The sequence below is a fragment of the Bacillus sp. SKDU12 genome, assembly GCF_010093085.1.
GTDB lineage: Bacteria > Bacillota > Bacilli > Bacillales > Bacillaceae > Bacillus > Bacillus mexicanus.
Map to the genome: position 1 here is coordinate 315,909 of NZ_MSRC01000007.1, position 16,606 is coordinate 332,514.

General features: G+C 43.3%; 17 protein-coding genes and 1 pseudogene. 12 read left to right on the plus strand and 6 right to left on the minus strand.

The window, feature by feature from the left end; genetic code table 11:
- Nucleotides 1-60 precede the first annotated feature (60 nt).
- The gene (locus tag BTW01_RS08120; protein WP_162102496.1) at nt 61-954 is read right to left on the minus strand and encodes a YegS/Rv2252/BmrU family lipid kinase; all 894 of its coding nucleotides are present in this window, start codon (nt 952-954) and stop codon (nt 61-63) included.
- Nucleotides 955-1,112: 158 nt separating this feature from the next.
- On the opposite strand from BTW01_RS08120, the gene brxB reads away from it, so the two are divergent.
- The 6 genes from brxB (at nt 1,113) to BTW01_RS08150 (ending at nt 5,659) form a co-directional block, all read left to right on the plus strand.
- Nucleotides 1,113-1,550: a bacilliredoxin BrxB gene (gene brxB, locus BTW01_RS08125; protein WP_162102497.1), complete on the plus strand. Its 438-nt coding sequence runs from the start codon at nt 1,113-1,115 to the stop codon at nt 1,548-1,550.
- A 265-nt stretch (nt 1,551-1,815) separates the two neighbouring features.
- On the plus strand, nt 1,816-2,583 hold the full coding sequence (gene artP / locus BTW01_RS08130) for an arginine ABC transporter substrate-binding protein ArtP (RefSeq protein ID WP_162102498.1): 768 nt from the start codon (nt 1,816-1,818) through the stop codon (nt 2,581-2,583).
- Between the two features lie 79 nt (nt 2,584-2,662).
- Nucleotides 2,663-3,322 carry an arginine ABC transporter permease ArtQ gene (gene artQ, locus BTW01_RS08135; protein WP_162102499.1) on the plus strand — a complete coding sequence of 220 codons (660 nt, stop codon included), beginning with the start codon at nt 2,663-2,665 and terminating at the stop codon, nt 3,320-3,322.
- Nucleotides 3,315-4,037 carry an arginine ABC transporter ATP-binding protein ArtR gene (gene artR / locus BTW01_RS08140; protein ID WP_162102500.1) on the plus strand — a complete coding sequence of 241 codons (723 nt, stop codon included), beginning with the start codon at nt 3,315-3,317 and terminating at the stop codon, nt 4,035-4,037. Before artQ ends, artR begins: the two co-directional genes overlap by 8 nt.
- Nucleotides 4,038-4,109: 72 nt before the next feature.
- On the plus strand, nt 4,110-5,078 hold the full coding sequence (locus BTW01_RS08145) for an aromatic acid exporter family protein (protein ID WP_162102501.1): 969 nt from the start codon (nt 4,110-4,112) through the stop codon (nt 5,076-5,078).
- Nucleotides 5,079-5,155: 77 nt separating this feature from the next.
- Complete coding sequence (locus tag BTW01_RS08150; protein WP_238391409.1) at nt 5,156-5,659, plus strand: L,D-transpeptidase; 504 nt, start codon at nt 5,156-5,158, stop codon at nt 5,657-5,659.
- Nucleotides 5,660-5,679: 20 nt separating this feature from the next.
- On the opposite strand, the gene prli42 is transcribed toward BTW01_RS08150, so the two are convergent.
- On the minus strand, nt 5,680-5,772 hold the full coding sequence (gene prli42 / locus BTW01_RS08155; protein WP_162102503.1) for a stressosome-associated protein Prli42: 93 nt from the start codon (nt 5,770-5,772) through the stop codon (nt 5,680-5,682).
- A gap of 87 nt (nt 5,773-5,859) precedes the next feature.
- On the opposite strand from prli42, the pseudogene mce reads away from it, so the two are divergent.
- From mce to BTW01_RS08170, 3 genes and pseudogenes are all read left to right on the plus strand, one after another.
- Nucleotides 5,860-6,283 (plus strand): annotated as a pseudogene (mce, locus tag BTW01_RS08160) (methylmalonyl-CoA epimerase).
- Nucleotides 6,276-7,799 carry an acyl-CoA carboxylase subunit beta gene (locus BTW01_RS08165; protein ID WP_162102813.1) on the plus strand — a complete coding sequence of 508 codons (1,524 nt, stop codon included), beginning with the start codon at nt 6,276-6,278 and terminating at the stop codon, nt 7,797-7,799. The pseudogene mce and the gene BTW01_RS08165 overlap by 8 nt, the downstream one beginning before the upstream one ends.
- A 17-nt stretch (nt 7,800-7,816) precedes the next feature.
- Entirely contained in the window at nt 7,817-8,932 is a 1,116-nt protein-coding gene (locus BTW01_RS08170) for a M20/M25/M40 family metallo-hydrolase (RefSeq protein WP_162102505.1), read from the plus strand.
- A gap of 45 nt (nt 8,933-8,977) precedes the next feature.
- Here BTW01_RS08170 and BTW01_RS08175 read toward each other — a convergent pair whose 3' ends face one another.
- The 3 genes from BTW01_RS08175 to mifM form a co-directional block, all read right to left on the minus strand.
- A complete protein-coding gene (locus tag BTW01_RS08175) occupies nt 8,978-9,706 on the minus strand; it encodes a YqjF family protein (RefSeq protein ID WP_162102506.1) in 729 nt (242 codons plus the stop codon).
- Between the two features lie 160 nt (nt 9,707-9,866).
- Nucleotides 9,867-10,694, minus strand: coding sequence for a membrane protein insertase YidC (locus tag BTW01_RS08180; RefSeq protein WP_162102507.1), 828 nt, complete (start codon nt 10,692-10,694; stop codon nt 9,867-9,869).
- Between the two features lie 29 nt (nt 10,695-10,723).
- Nucleotides 10,724-11,011, minus strand: coding sequence for a membrane protein insertion/folding monitor MifM (mifM, locus tag BTW01_RS08185; protein WP_075746683.1), 288 nt, complete (start codon nt 11,009-11,011; stop codon nt 10,724-10,726).
- 73 nt (nt 11,012-11,084) lie between these two features.
- Here mifM and BTW01_RS08190 point away from each other — a divergent pair, with 73 nt between their 5' ends.
- Nucleotides 11,085-12,329, plus strand: a complete 1,245-nt coding sequence (locus BTW01_RS08190; RefSeq protein WP_162102508.1) for a DNA polymerase IV — start codon at nt 11,085-11,087, stop codon at nt 12,327-12,329.
- 109 nt (nt 12,330-12,438) lie between these two features.
- Entirely contained in the window at nt 12,439-13,848 is a 1,410-nt protein-coding gene (gene gndA / locus BTW01_RS08195) for an NADP-dependent phosphogluconate dehydrogenase (protein ID WP_162102509.1), read from the plus strand.
- Between the two features lie 115 nt (nt 13,849-13,963).
- Here the strand turns inward: gndA and zwf are convergent, their stop codons facing one another.
- Entirely contained in the window at nt 13,964-15,433 is a 1,470-nt protein-coding gene (gene zwf, locus BTW01_RS08200) for a glucose-6-phosphate dehydrogenase (protein WP_162102510.1), read from the minus strand.
- Nucleotides 15,434-15,658: 225 nt separating this feature from the next.
- Here zwf and rnz point away from each other — a divergent pair, with 225 nt between their 5' ends.
- Nucleotides 15,659-16,582, plus strand: a complete 924-nt coding sequence (gene rnz, locus BTW01_RS08205) for a ribonuclease Z (RefSeq protein ID WP_162102511.1) — start codon at nt 15,659-15,661, stop codon at nt 16,580-16,582.
- The last annotated feature ends 24 nt before the right edge of the window (nt 16,583-16,606 follow it).

Here is a 16,606-nt window from a genome sequence, read left to right on the forward strand (position 1 = left end):
AAGTCTCCTCTTAGGGGAGAGTCAACGGATTTACAACATCTTTCTAACAGTATTCGATCCTTATTCGCCACGTGGGACCAGCATATCAATATGTCCCGGCAGTACTTGAATCACCGCAGGCGTTTGAGTATAGACTTCTCCATCTGTATCCACTTTTTTTACAGTGTCTGTTTCAATTTCGATACGGGAGGCCTGAATATAGGACAGCTCTCCGGTGAAGCGATCAGCTGTGTCCTGTTCCAAGCTTATGAGCTCCCGTAATGCAGAAAGGTTGGTGCTGCGGCAAATGAGGACATCGAGTAAGCCGTCTTTTATACTAGCATCCGGCAGGTGGATTCGATTCGTTCCAATGTATTGTCCATTCATGACAAGCAGCATAACAGCTTCTTCTTTTCTTTCTTCCCCATCAATTTTTAAGGTCATCGAAAACGATTCAGCAGATGAGACGGTCCGCAATGCACTTGTAAAATAACTGATTTTTCCTAATAAAGCTTTTTCCGCTTCGTTAATTTGATTCGATGTTTCTGTAATCAGGCCGATCCCCCAAAAGTTTAAAAAATAACGATCGTTCATTTGACATACATCTACACTTGTTTTTTTTCCTGATACGAGTGCTTCCGCAGCCTTTGCGAGATTTTGAGGGATGCCCAGCATTCTTGAAAAGTCATTGCATGTGCCGCCGGGCAAAATTCCGACCGCGGGTTTTCGTTCTAAAACACTGATGGCGTTTATGCATTGGTGAACTGTGCCGTCGCCGCCAAGAATAAAGACGGTATCAACAGAATCATCAATGGATTGGCAAAAATAATACGCATCATCCTTTTTCTTTGTTTGTCTAATGATGACCTCATCAAAAGATTGTGATAAAACCGGCACTACAGCACCCAGTGCCTTTTCTATATTTTTGTTTCCGGCATTTCCGTTATGGATTAATAATGTTTTCCTTTGGCTCATACAAAACGGCTCCTTTTTTTACATCTGGTTATACTATCCCCTTTTTCTGTAAGCTGTAAACGAAGGCCAAAAAAGTGTAAGGCCAAGCAATGTTATTTGCCGATCCGGACGTTTCCTTGCTATCATAAGAACAGATGATGAAAAAGGAGAGGTCTTCATTGAACATGGACTTTAATTTATTTATGAATGATATTGTCCGCCAAGCGAGACAAGAAATTGCTGCTGCCGGATATACTGAGCTGAAAACCGCTGATGAGGTAGATGCGGCACTTACGAAGAAGGGAACGACATTGGTTATGGTAAACTCTGTTTGCGGATGCGCAGGCGGAATTGCAAGACCTGCTGCATACCATTCCGTTCACTATGATAAAAGACCTGATCAGCTCGTTACTGTTTTTGCCGGACAGGATAAAGAAGCGACAGCGCGAGCGCGCGACTATTTTGAAGGATACCCGCCATCTTCTCCGTCCTTTGCGATTTTGAAAGACGGAAAAATCATGAAAATGGTGGAACGCCACGAAATTGAGGGCCATGAACCAATGGCTGTTGTGGCAAAGCTGCAAGAAGCCTTTGAAGAATATTGTGAAGAAGTATAAGACCAACACCCGGATGCCTAAACGGCTCCGGGTTTTTTGTGCATAAAATGCCAAAGAGATATGAATAAATATTAAAATATTATACATTTGGGTATACAGTGAATCTGTTTTTATCTCATCATATCAAAAAGAGATTGCTGGGAAAATAAGCTTATAAATAATTTTTAAAAATAGTATTGCATAAAAATAAGAAACTGTTTAAAATACATATTAACGAATAAATATTCAAATACACCAAAAGTAATGAATATGGGGGAAATGAATCATGAAAAAATGGCTCTTATTACTTGTAGCTGCCTGTATCACTTTAGCGTTATCCGCTTGCGGGTCAAGCAACTCCGGCTCAGCTGACGGCAAGAAAAAAATAATTATGGGCACTTCGGCGGATTACAAACCGTTTGAATATAAAGAAGGCGACAATATTGTCGGCTTTGATGTAGATTTGGCAAAAGCGCTTGCGAAGAAGGCGGGCTACGAAATTGAAGTGCAGGATATGGACTTCAACAGCTTAATCACAGCACTGAAATCAAAACAGGTGGATATCGTACTGTCAGGTATGACACCGACGCCTGAGCGTAAAAAACAAGTTGACTTTTCCGATGTGTACTACACAGCGAACCATATGATTGTCAGCAAAAAAGACAGCGGCATTACATCTCTGGAAGACCTGAAAGGAAAAACAGTCGGTGTTCAGCTTGGCTCTATTCAGGAAGAGAAGGGGAAAGAACTTTCTCCGGAATATGACTTTAAGACAGAAGACCGCAACAGAATTTCTGATTTAGTGCAGGAAATCAAATCTGACCGCTTTGACGCCGCCATTATCGAAGACATGGTAGCGGAAGGGTATTTCAAATCAAATGATGACTTGCAAGGCTTCGTGATTCCTGATGCGAAAGCGGAGGAAGCCGGTTCAGCGATTGCTTTCAGAAAGGACAGTGAACTGACAGACAAATTCAATAAAGCGCTCAAAGAAATGAAAGACAACGGAGAGCTCGAAAAATTGAAGAAAAAATGGTTCACTGGCCAGAAGTAAAAAAGCGGCTCAACTTTTTCGTTGAGCCTTTTTATTGAATAGGAAATCTTTTTTCCTGTAAGAAAAGGAGACAAAGGCTATGAATTTGGATTTTTCAGCAACAATCCCCCAAATTCCTTTTATATTAGAAGGCTTGGCTATTACGTTGAAAATTGTCATTGTATCAGCCATTATCGGACTTATACTAGGTATTGTGCTAAGTTTATTCAAGATCAGCACGTTCCGACCGCTCAGCTGGATCGCTGATTTTTATACTTCGGTGTTCCGCGGAACGCCGTTAGTGCTGCAGCTTATGATCGTGTATTTCGGACTTCCTCAGCTGATCGGATTTCAAATTGATCAGTTTTGGGCGGCGGTTGCCGCATTGTCATTGAATTCTGCCGCATATGTATCGGAAATTATCAGAGCCGGCATCAATGCCATTGATAAAGGACAAAAAGAGGCGGCTGTTGCACTCGGTGTCCCATATGGAAAAATGATGAAGGATCTGCTGCTGCCGCAGGCCTTCAAAAATATTTCACCCGCCATTATGAATGAATTAATTACACTAACAAAAGAATCGGCGATCGTCACTGTCATTGGGCTTGGTGATGTCATGAGACGCGCATATCAAGCTGGCGCCGCCACTTACAATTATCTTGAGCCGCTTATTATCGCCGGATTGATTTATTATGTGCTTGTCTTGATTTTAACGTTTATCGGCAAGGCTGTAGAAAGGAAGCTGAAATCCAATGATTAAGGTTGAAAAGCTGTCAAAATCATTTGGGAAACACGAAGTATTACAAAATATATCAACAACAATTGCTGAAGGTGAGGTTGTTGCCGTAATCGGCCCTTCTGGTTCAGGCAAATCAACATTCCTTCGCTGTTTAAACCTGTTGGAGAAGCCTAACGGCGGAACCATTACAATCAAAGACAAAGAGATTACGAAGCCGAAAACCAACACATTAAAGGTCAGGGAAAACATCGGGATGGTTTTTCAGCATTTTCACCTCTTTCCGCACAAAACCGTTCTCGAAAATATCATGTACGCGCCTGTTAATGTAAAAAAAGAATCAAAGCAGGCTGCAAAAGAAAAAGCAGAAGAGCTGCTCCGCAAAGTTGGCCTTTTTGAAAAGAAAAACGACTATCCAAACCGTTTATCAGGCGGACAAAAGCAGCGTGTGGCCATCGCCCGGGCACTTGCGATGAATCCGGAGGTTATGCTGTTTGATGAACCGACTTCTGCACTTGACCCAGAGATGGTCAAAGAAGTGCTTCAGGTAATGAAAGAGCTGGTTGAAACCGGTATGACGATGGTGATTGTCACACATGAAATGGGCTTTGCGAAAGAAGTGGCTGACCGTGTCCTGTTTATGGATCAAGGAACGATTGTCGAGGACGGCAATCCAAAAGAATTTTTTCTTTCGCCAAAATCCAAAAGAGCGCAGGACTTTTTAGAGAAAATATTATAGAATATAGAAAAAAGAAGAAGTCTGATCGCTTCTTCTTTTTTATTGAAGAAACAAATAGAAATGGAGTACGACATGTTTAAAATTGGTTACCGCACAATAAAGACCGCGCTTGGAACAGCTTTGGCTATTTATATAAGCCAGCTTTTGCATTTGCAAAACTTCGCATCAGCAGGAATTATCACCATTTTGTGCATTCAAATCACACAAAAACGGTCGCTTCAGGCGTCATGGGCCCGCTTTGCCGCATGCTGCCTGGCAATTCTTTTTTCTTATCTCTTTTTCGAGCTGATTGGCTATCATCCGTTTGTGATCGGAGCCCTTCTTTTGATATTCATTCCGATTACGGTTCTGTTAAAAATTAACGAAGGAATCGTCACTAGTTCTGTTATTATCCTTCACTTGTACATGTCCGGCGGTATTACGCTTGCTTTCATCTGGAATGAGTTTCAGTTGATTACAGTTGGCATCGGTGTCGCTCTATTGATGAACTTGTATATGCCAAGCCTTGACAGAAAGCTGATTGCCTATCGCAAAAAGGTAGAAGATAACTTTGCTGTGATTTTCGCAGAAATAGAGCGGTATTTGTTAACGAGTGAGCAAGATTGGACCGGAAAAGAAATTACCGAAACGCACCAGCTCCTCACAGAGGCAAAAAATCTGGCATACCGAGATGTGCAAAACCACATTCTGCGTTACGAAAATTCACATTATCATTATTTTAAAATGAGAGAAAAACAATTTGAAATTATTGAACGTCTTCTCCCTAAAGTAACTTCTATCTCTATTACGGTGGAGCAGGGAAAAATGATCGCTGAATTTATTCACGATTTGCGGGAAGCGATACACCCGGGAAATACGGCATACATATTTCTAAAAAGACTTGCTGATATGAGAAAAGAATTTGAGGAGATGCCGCTTCCAGAGACCAGAGAGGAATTTGAAGCAAGAGCGGCTCTCTTCCATCTGCTCGGCGAATTGGAACAATATTTAGTCATCAAAAGTTATTTTAAAGGAATAAAGGCACAAAAATCACTTGCATGATTCGCATGAGCTCTTCCTTCATTGGTCAACCTAATGAAAAAGGAGGAGCTGATGTGTTTTTTTTATGTTCGATTTTTATGAGGATATCTCCGATTTGGCCGCTTGGCGAAAACCCGCTGCCAGGCGATCCATATGTCATTGTCAACAAGAGAACAAACGAACTGGCTGTTATCCTCGACAGCAAAGTAGAGGGTGTGTACAGCGTGGCGACTGGAAAAACAGACGATCTAACGCCAGAAGGAGAGTTTTCAATAACGGTTAAAGCGGTGAATCCTTTTTACAGAAAGAAAAATATAGAAGGAGGATCTCCTGACAACCCGCTTGGGGCAAGATGGATTGGCTTTGACGCAAAAGGAACAGACGGGCGGATATACGGAATTCATGGCACAAACCGTGAAGAATCAATAGGGGAATTTGTGTCTAACGGATGTATACGTATGCATAACGATGAGGTCATTCATCTGTTTCGAACGATTCCGGTGGGCACAAAAGTGCTGATTACGGACGACAACCGCTCTTTTGAGAGAATTGCCATTGAGCATAAAGCTTTGATAAAAAAGCAGGATGTTCCCATACGATAAGGCCGCCTGCTTTTTTACCGTTAGAAAAACATCATGATTCCTGAGAGTACAGTTGAAAGAATAAAAACGCCCAAAATCACGATTAAAACGCTTTTCATTAGTTTTTGAGACATGGTTTCACTCCTTAGATCATCTGACTATATTTTAGCGCGTTTTGATTGGGCGGACAAGCGATATCTTTTTAGAAAGCAGGGATGAAAATGAACAGGCTTGACCATATCGGGATAGCCGTTTTTTCGATAGAAGAAGTAAGAAGCTTTTATGAAGATATATTGGGGCTTGTGTGTCTTCATCAAGAAACGGTAGAAGAGCAAAAGGTGAAGGTTGCATTTTTTCAGGCGGGAAATGTCAAGCTGGAGCTGATAGAGCCATTGACACCTGACAGCCCCGTCTATATATTTTTAGAGAAGAAGGGGCAGGGGCTGCATCATGTTGCGTTTTCGTGCACCGGCTTATCTGAACAGCTGCAAACATTGTCTGATCGGAAAGTTCAATTGATTGATAGGTATCCGAGACAGGGAGCAAATGGTAAAAAAATCGCCTTTCTTTCTCCGCAGGAAACAAACGGCGTGCTTGTAGAGCTTTGTGAACTGAAAGGAGACCAAAACAAATGAACATGAATGAGCATATTGATCATTTATACACGAGACGCAGGCAGGCTGAACAAGGAGGCGGGCATGAAAAGCAGACCAAACAGCGGCAAAAGGGAAAACTTACCGCTCAGGAAAGGATCAGGTTTCTTCTTGATCAGGACAGCTTTATCGAGCTTTATCCCTTCATGGAAAGCCAAGTGTTAACAAGAGAACAGCGTATTTTAGGAGATGGAGTTGTGACAGGATACGGCACAATTGACGGCCGCTCCGTATATGTATTCGCGCAAGACTTCACAGTGTTCGGCGGAGCGCTTGGCGAAACCCATGCCAAAAAAATCTGTGCACTAATGGATTTGGCGGCAAAAAATAAGGCGCCGATTATCGGGCTGAATGACTCAGGTGGTGCGAGAATTCAAGAGGGTGTGGTATCATTAGATGGATACGGTCACATATTTTACCGAAATGTCTTATACTCTGGAGTTATCCCGCAAATCTCGGTTATTTTAGGGCCGTGCGCTGGTGGTGCTGTGTATTCTCCGGCACTCACAGATTTTATTTTGATGGCTGAACAGACAGGGCGGATGTTTATTACCGGGCCGAAGGTGATTGAAAAAGTGACAGGAGAACAGGTTGATGCGGAGAGCTTAGGCGGAGCGGGAATACATAATGCCGTCAGCGGAAACGCCCACTTTTCCGGACATACGGAGAAGGAGGTTCTGACAGGAGTGAAAAAACTGCTGTCTTATTTGCCGCTGAAGAGTCAGACAACAGCACCGCTACCGGAAAAAGAAGCCTCTAAATCGTCATTAAACCATCTCGTGCCCGCTGACACAACAAAGCCGTACGATGTTCGAACGGTGATTCAGGAGCTGGCTGATCCGCAGTCTTTTTTTGAGATTCAGCCGTTTTTTGCGAAGAATATTGTGATCGGATTTGCCAGGCTGGGTGAAAAAACAGTCGGCATTATTGCAAGTCAGCCGAAGCATCTGGCAGGCAGCCTGACGATTGACGCTGCTGATAAAGCGGCAAGATTCATCCGTTTTTGCGACGCATTTGATATACCGCTGTTAACTGTCGAGGATGTCCCGGGATTTCTGCCGGGTGTTCAGCAGGAGCATAACGGAATTATCAGACACGGAGCAAAATTATTGTTTGCTTATGCAGAAGCGACCGTACCGAAAGTCACACTCATTATTAGAAAAGCGTACGGCGGCGCTTATGTCGCTATGAACAGCAAAGCAATCGGAGCAGACCTTGTGTTTGCGTGGCCGAATGCTGAAATCGCAGTGATGGGGTCAGAAGGCGCGGCATCAATTTTGTACGAAAAGGAAATAAAAGCTTCAGCAGACCCCCAAAAGACAAAACGTGAAAAAACAGCTGAATACAAAAAGCAAAACGCGGGCCCATTCAAAGCGGCGGCCTGCGGAATGGTCGATGATATCATTTTGCCGGAAGAATCAAGGAATAGACTGATGCAAGCTTTCCGCATGCTTGCACATAAGACAGAAGAGAGACCGAAAAAAAAGCACGGTAACATACCGCTTTAATATGGAGGGACTTACAAATGGTGAATGAAAAACGCCTGCTGGAAGAATTTTTAGAACTTGTCCAAATTGACTCAGAAACAAAACACGAAGCAGAAATTAACAAAGTGCTGAAACGAAAATTTTCTGATTTAGGTGTGGACGTCAAAGAAGACGATACAATGGATATCACTGGCCACGGAGCCGGTAACCTGATCTGCACATTAAAAGGAACAAAACAAACAGACACGATCTATTTTACATCTCATATGGACACAGTTGTACCTGGAAACGGCGTAAAACCGGTTGTTGAGGAAGGCTATGTCAAAACAGATGGCACGACGATTTTAGGTGCTGATGATAAAGCAGGGCTGGCTGCCATGTTTGAAGCAATTAAAGTGCTGAAAGAAAAAAACATTGAACACGGCACGATTGAATTCATCATCACAGTAGGCGAGGAATCAGGTCTGATCGGAGCGAAGGCGCTTGACCGTTCTATGATTACGGCATCCTACGGCTATGCCCTTGACTCAGACGGAAAAGTCGGAAATATCATTGTGGCAGCACCGACACAGGCAAAGGTAAGAGCATCCATTTACGGAAAAACTGCACACGCAGGGGTTGAACCTGAAAAAGGCATTTCAGCTATTACAATCGCTAGCAAAGCCATTTCAAAAATGCCATTGGGCCGCATCGATGCAGAAACAACAGCGAACATCGGCCGGTTTGAAGGCGGTACACAAACAAACATCGTGTGTGATGAAGTCCATATTCTTGCTGAAGCGCGCTCTTTAGTTCCTGAGAAAATGGAAGCACAAGTTCAAAAAATGAAAGCTGCTTTTGAAGAGGCTGCTGCCGAAATGGGCGGACGCGCAGAAGTCGAAATTGAAGTCATGTACCCGGGCTTTAAATACAAAGACGGTGACCAAGTTGTTGAAATCGCGAAAAAAGCGGCAGCTAAAATCGGCCGTCCGAGCGAGCTGCAAACAAGCGGCGGCGGAAGCGACGCGAACGTAATTGCAGGTCATGGCATCCCAACAGTTAATCTTGCTGTCGGTTATGAGCAAATTCATACGAAAAATGAAAAAATGCCGGTCGAAGAACTCGTCAAAACGGCCGAAATGGTTGTTGCCATTATTGAAGAGGCGGCAAAATAAAAAAGAAAACCCGGTGCGGGAAATTGCATTCGGGTTTTTTTGCGTTTAGTTCCATTTTCGAAGCGGCCAAAATAACACATCCTGTTTTTTAGCGTAATGAAGCAAGGGGTCTGAATCTGGCAATGTAAGATCGTGAGCATCAGCCACCGTATTGACTGAAATATCCGCCTCGGCATGTTGCAGCAGCCACGGATGATGATGAATGTCTTCGTAAAAGAGCTTGTTGCGATAAGCGGTATAGAGCCTGTATCGTTCTGTCAGCCAATAATCGAGTGAATCCTCTCCCGCTGTAAAAGGGGCTGAAACAGGCCGGTATGCGGCGCGGAATACGGCTTTCCTGCCATCTCTCCGCTTGCTGGCATAGTGAATGCCGTCTCCGTTTTTCTCAGCTTTCATATCCGCGTGAAAATATGGCAAATGAAAGAACGTGCGAGCACCCAAGACCGCCGGCCGGTGATCAGCATCTAAACTGAAAAAATAAATCCCGGGCTTGCCTTTATATGTGACATAGGTGCGGAGGTTAAGCTCGGGAAAAGCACGCGCACCGGGAATGGGAGGGAGGAAACGCGCCCTTAGATTCGTAAGCATAAAGGGGAGCATACTGACCCAAGCCTGTCCGTTATATGTATCTACTTCTAAAACTGGAGGTACCAAAGCGCGAAGGATAGAAAAATCAACAGGCCAGTGGGCAAATAAGACATCATTCCATGTTTGTCTCATGATCCACTTTCCTTCAGGCACAGATATATTTTTTTGCTGAAAGCGTTCTGTCACGTATATGCTCCTTTCAGTTAATATGAGTAAAGGTATTCCCGGTTTCTCTCTTTTTAAACGAAACATCTGTTTGTAGGGCCGCCATTTTCTCTTCAGTCCTGACAGAAAAGGATTAGGTAAAACAAAAAACAACCCCGGCTTTTCGCTCGGGGTTGTTTCGCTATTTCACCGTCTCTGTAAGAGCAGCGGCTTTTTTATTTTTATGATGCGTCAGCTGTAGGACAACATTTTGCACTGTCAAGAACAGCCCGCTTGTGAACCAGTACAGCGGAAGGGCTGCCGGTACATTAAGCGAGAAAATCGTCATCATCACAGGGAAGATGAACACCATCAATTTTGCAGACTGCTGTGCCGCAGGGTTTTGCGGGACAGCGGAATATTTCGCGCTCAGCTTTTGAGCGATATAGGCTTGGACAAAATACATAATCCCTGCACTAAGGGACATGAGAATATCAGATTGCCCTAAACTGAACCATAGAAATGAGTGTGACGCAATTTCAGGTGTTGAGCGAATCGCGTAATAAAGCCCAATCATAATCGGAGACTGAATCAGCATTGGAAGACAGCCCATCGCAAGCGGGTTAATATTGTGCTCTTGATACAGCTTCATCATTTCCATTTGCAGTTCTTTTTGCTTTTCCGGGTCCTTCGTCTTTTTTAAGTTGGCCTGAATGCTGTCAACCTGAGGTTTAATAACGGCCATCTTCTCTTGGAATATGCGCTGTTTTTTGAACTGATTGACAAACAAAGGCAGTACAACCACACGCACAATAATAGTGACGAAAATAATAGAGAGTCCGTATTCTCCGCCGAACAGTCCGGCAACACCTTTAAGCAGAGCGGAAAACGGTTCGATTAAATAGTCGTGGAAAAAACCGACGTTGCTGAGGCCTCCCACCTGATTCGTCGCCGCGAATGCAGCATTGCCAGAACATAATACGAACACAAAGATTCCTAAAGCTATCAGTTTTTGATACGTTTTTAACAATTTGTTCTCCTCCTTTTTATAAATGCGATTTATAAAAGAAGGGAACTCGCATCTTCGTCATCGTTCACAGGCGAATTCATGCGGAAGACTTTACGTATCCAAGTTGTAATGCGATGATATATAATAATAAGAAAGTCTGTTCGGTTAATTTGAAAGACTGTCTGATGTTCGTCTGTTCGTTTAGATTTCCATTGCTCGCCGGCACGGCACTCTCGTAAGAGGAATGCAATCCCGATTGCCGTCAGAGCAGGAAGAATAATTGTGAAAAAATCGACTAAGAATAAAACGTCATTTATCGATTCCACAAACATTGTAATCACATCCATTCAATACCTTCATTTTACTATATGTACAAGCCGTTGTCTAATGAACGAAAAGGGAGATTTGTTTATGCCGGGAAAGGGCCGCATTATTTATCATATTGATATGAATAGCTTCTACGCATCGGTAGAAATGGCATATGACCCGGCACTCCGAGGGAAGCCTATCGCCGTTGCCGGAAACGTAAAGGAGCGAAAGGGCATAGTGGTGACATGCAGCTATGAAGCAAGAGCGCGCGGTGTCAAAACAACGATGCCTGTTTGGGAAGCGAAGCGCAATTGTCCTGAGCTCATCGTTCTTCCGCCGAATTTTGATCGCTATAGAAGCTCTTCAAGGGCGATGTTTAACATCCTCCGTGAATATACTGATCTGGTAGAGCCTGTCTCCATCGATGAAGGGTATATGGACATGACCGATACACCCTACAGCAGCCGTGCGCTTGAAACGGCAGAAGAAATCCAAAACAGGCTGCAAAAAGAGCTACTGCTTCCATCAAGCATAGGAATCGCGCCGAATAAATTTCTCGCTAAGATGGCATCTGACATGAAAAAGCCGCTTGGCATCACGATTTTAAGAAAGAGGCAGGTCCCTGATATCCTTTGGCCGCTCCCTGTGGGAGAGATGCACGGAGTTGGCAAAAAGACAGCCGAAAAGCTGAAGGGGCTTGCCATTCATACAATTGGAGAGTTAGCTGCAGCTGATGAACACTCGCTGAAGCGCCTGCTAGGCATTAATGGGCCGCGCCTTAAACATAAAGCAAACGGCATTCACCTTGCACCGGTTGACCCGGAGCGCATTTACGAATTTAAAAGCGTCGGCAACTCATCAACACTTTCACATGATTCCAGTGATGAAGAGGAGCTGTTAGGGGTTTTCAGAAGGCTGTCCGCCTCTGTGAGTGATCGCTTACAGCGTAAAGAAGTGATGGCTTCGAAGCTTTTTATTATGATTAGATATGCAGATTGGAAAACCATTACGAGAAGCATCACGCTGAGAAACCCGATTGATCAAAAAAATGACATTATGAAAGAAGCAGAGCATCTCTTTTTTAAACACTGGAATAAAAATCCTGTCAGGCTGCTTGGCATTACCGGAACGGATTTAGTAGAAAAAGAGCAGGCCTATAAGCAGCTTGATTTGTTCAGCTTTAATGAAGATGCGAAGGACGAGCCTATTCAGCAGATGATTGAAAAGCTGAATGAGAAGTACGGCTCCAAATTGATTAAAAAAGGGGCAAGGATAAAAAAAGAGGAGAGCAAAACAAAGGGGACAAGCTTTAATAAAGATTTTTTTCAAGATGAAAAGAAAAGCTGAATCGCTTGAAAAAAAGGGTGAAAGTATGGTAATTTCTTTAATATAAATATCATTTTATTTTAATTTAAATTTTAAAATGATTAAACGTTTGCAGAAGGGACGTTAGAATATGTCAAAACAACAAATCGGCGTTATCGGTCTTGCGGTCATGGGTAAAAATCTGGCTTTAAATATCGAAAGCAGGGGATTTTCTGTTTCTGTTTACAACAGATCAAGCAGTAAAACTGAGGAGTTTTTGCAGGAGGCAACAGGCAAAAATGTTGTTGGCACATACAGTATTGAAGAGTTTGTGCAATCCTTGGAAAAACCGCGTAAAATCTTATTAATGGTTAAAGCGGGAACTGCAACAGATGCGACAATTCAATCTCTTCTTCCTCATCTAGAGAAGGATGATATTTTAATTGACGGCGGAAATACATACTATAAAGATACACAGCGCCGTAACAAAGAACTCGCTGAAAGCGGCATTCACTTTATCGGAACAGGCGTTTCCGGCGGAGAAGAAGGAGCGCTTAAAGGGCCTTCTATCATGCCTGGCGGACAAAAAGAAGCACATGAGCTTGTAAAGCCGATTCTTGAAGCGATTTCTGCAAAAGTTGACGGTGAACCTTGTACGACATATATTGGCCCCGACGGTGCAGGCCATTACGTAAAAATGGTCCACAACGGTATCGAATACGGAGATATGCAGCTGATTTCTGAATCATACTTCATTTTGAAACAAGTGCTAGGTCTTTCAGCTGACGAGCTTCATGACGTTTTTGCTGAATGGAATAAGGGTGAGCTTGACAGCTATTTGATTGAGATTACAGCTGACATCTTTACGAAAAAAGACGAAGAAACAGGCAAACCGCTTGTTGATGTGATTCTTGATAAAGCAGGCCAAAAAGGAACAGGAAAATGGACAAGCCAAAGCGCACTTGACTTAGGTGTTCCGCTTCCGATTATTACTGAATCTGTATTCGCACGCTTTATCTCAGCTATGAAGGAAGAGCGTGTGAAAGCGAGCGGCATTCTTTCAGGACCAGACGTGAAGCCTGTTACCGAAAATAAAGCAGAGCTGATTGAGGCAGTGAGAAAAGCGCTGTTCATGAGTAAAATCTGTTCTTATGCACAAGGATTTGCTCAAATGAAAGCTGCTTCTGAAGAATATAACTGGGATCTGAAATATGGCGAAATCGCTATGATCTTCCGCGGTGGCTGCATTATCCGCGCGGCGTTCCTTCAGAAGATCAAAGAAGCTTACGATCGTGAGCCTGAGCTTGCCAACCTTCTTCTTGACAGCTACTTCAAAAATATTGTGGAAAGCTACCAAGGGGCGCTTCGCCAAGTGATTTCGCTTGCTGTCGCCCAAGGTGTTCCGGTGCCATCATTCTCAAGTGCATTAGCTTATTATGACAGCTACCGTACAGCAGTATTGCCTGCAAACCTGATTCAAGCACAGCGTGACTACTTTGGCGCTCATACTTATGAGCGTACGGATAGAGAAGGCATCTTCCATACTGAATGGATGAAATAATGAACAAAAACCCCGAAGCCTTAAAGCTTCGGGGTTTTTGTTGAATGACAGGAATGCCTTATGGACAGATGAAAAAAGCCGGGTATGCTCATAAGCATTTCCGGCTTTTTTCATCTTATATATTCCACCAGTTCAAGCCGTCTTTCGCCAAAAGATCATCTGATGCTTTCGGTCCCATAGAGCCTGATTCGTAGTTTGGTGACAAGGTTTTATTTGCTGCCCATGTTTCAGAGATGGAGTCAACAAAGCTCCATGAAAGGGCAACTTCATCCCAGTGTGCAAAGTTTGTTGCATCGCCAAGAAGGCAGTCATGAATTAATTTTTCATATGCTTCAGGGGTATTCATTTCGTCATTGCAATTGCTGCAATAATCCAGCTTGATTGGCTGAGCGTGTGCTCCTCCTCCGAGCTTTTTGGCATTTAGATAAAGCGTAATGCCTTCGTCAGGCTGAATATGGATGACGAGCAAGTTCGGATTCATGTTGCTTTCATTGCCGTAATACAGATTCATCGGAATGTCCTTAAACTGAATGACAATTTTTGTAGACTTTTCTTTCAATCGTTTTCCGGTGCGGATATAGAATGGAACGCCAGCCCATCTAAAGTTATCGATCAAAAGCTTTCCTGAAACAAAGGTTTCTGTATTGGAGTCAGGAGCGACATTATCTTCATCCGTATAAGCGGGAACCGGCAGGCCGTTAATTTCCCCAGCCTGATATTGTCCGCGCACAAAATACTCATCCACTTCATCTGTTTTAACAGGACGCAGCGCTCTCAGCACTTTTACTTTTTCGCTTCTGATTTCTTCTGTATTCAATTTGATCGGCGGCTCCATAGCAAGAAGGGCAACCATCTGCATCATGTGGTTTTGCACCATGTCACGCAGAGCGCCTGATTTTTCATAATATCTTGCACGGTCTTCGACGCCAAGTGATTCACTCGATGTGATTTGAACATTTGAGATGTAGCGGTTTGTCCAAAGCGGTTCGAAAATCGCATTGGCAAATCGGATGACTTCGATGTTCTGTACCATTTGTTTGCCTAGATAGTGGTCGATTCTGTAAATTTGATCTTCCGTAAATGCTTTGCGGATTTCTGTGTTCAGTGCCTGTGCGCTTTGCAGATCATGGCCAAACGGCTTTTCAATCACAAGGCGGGACCATCCGGTTGTTGCCGTAACACCTTCTGATTTTAATGTTTTTGCAATTGTGCCGAAGAATTCAGGCGCCATTGCCAAGTAGAACATTCTATTGTTCGGAATTTGATATGTATCTTCCAGCTGGTTAAGCAATACGTTAAGTTCTTGATAAGAGCTAGGGTTTGTCACATCAAATGGGTGATAATAAAAATGAGACGTGAAATCATCTATATATTTATCAGCAGATGAGGCAATAGAAGTTTTAACCGTTTGGCGAAGGTCCTCATTAGACCAAGGTCTTCTTCCAACTCCTACAACTGCGAATTCTTCTCCGATTTGTCCGTTTTGATATAAACGGTGAATAGACGGATACAATTTTCGTTTTGCTAAATCTCCAGTTGCACCGAATATGACAATTACTGCTTTTGGTTGTTGGTTTGTTTTCACTAAAAGTACCTCACTTTATTCGAAGCTTTATTTTAGTACACCCCGTATATTTCCTTCATTTTAAATCTAAAATTCGACGAAAGCAAACATTTCAGCCCTTTTTTTGAAGAATGCCGTAAAAATGTTTCTAGAACGAAAGGATTGTTCCTTTTAAGGGCAAGATTCACATTTTGCGCATGATCCTGTATTCTTGTAGGTAACTAGTTCTAGTAGGAGGAAGGAAATGTGGAATTACTTTTTTTAGGAACAGGAGCCGGCATTCCCGCGAAGGCGAGAAACGTAACGTCGGTGGCATTGAAATTGCTTGAAGAAAGGCGTTCGGTATGGCTGTTTGACTGCGGAGAAGCTACACAGCACCAGATTTTACATACATCAATTAAACCTCGTAAAATAGAAAAAATCTTCATTACACATATGCACGGCGATCATGTATACGGACTTCCGGGGCTTCTGGGGAGCCGTTCTTTTCAAGGCGGAGAGGACGAATTGACGGTGTACGGACCTAAAGGAATCAAAGCGTTTATTGAAACAAGCCTTGCGGTCACGAAAACTCATTTGACATATCCGCTTGTGATCGAAGAAATCGAAGAAGGAATCGTGTTTGAAGATGATCAGTTTATTGTGACAGCAGTATCTGTCATTCATGGAATCGAAGCGTTCGGATACCGTGTGCAGGAAAAAGATGTGTCTGGTTCCTTAAAGGCAGATGTATTAAAGGAAATGAAGATCCCGCCAGGACCTGTATATCAAAGAATTAAAAAAGGCGAAACGGTTACGTTAGAAGATGGGCGCATCATCAATGGGAATGACTTTCTGGAGCCTCCTAAAAAGGGAAGAGCTGTTGTGTTTTCCGGAGATACGAGAGTAAGTGACAAGCTAAAAGACCTTGCAATGGACTGTGATGTGCTTGTTCATGAAGCGACTTTTTCCAAGGAAGATCGGAAGCTTGCTTATGATTATTTTCACAGTACAACAGAGCAAGCAGCCGTCACAGCAAAAGAAGTCGGAGCGAAGAAGCTCATTTTAACCCATATTAGCGCCAGATATCAGGGTGATATCTCTCTGGAACTGCAAAAAGAAGCGGCTGAGGTTTTCTCGAACAGCGTGGTGGCGTCTGATTTCTTAGAGGTAAACGTCCCGCGGAGCTGATGCGGAGAGCTCTTATTTAAGGAT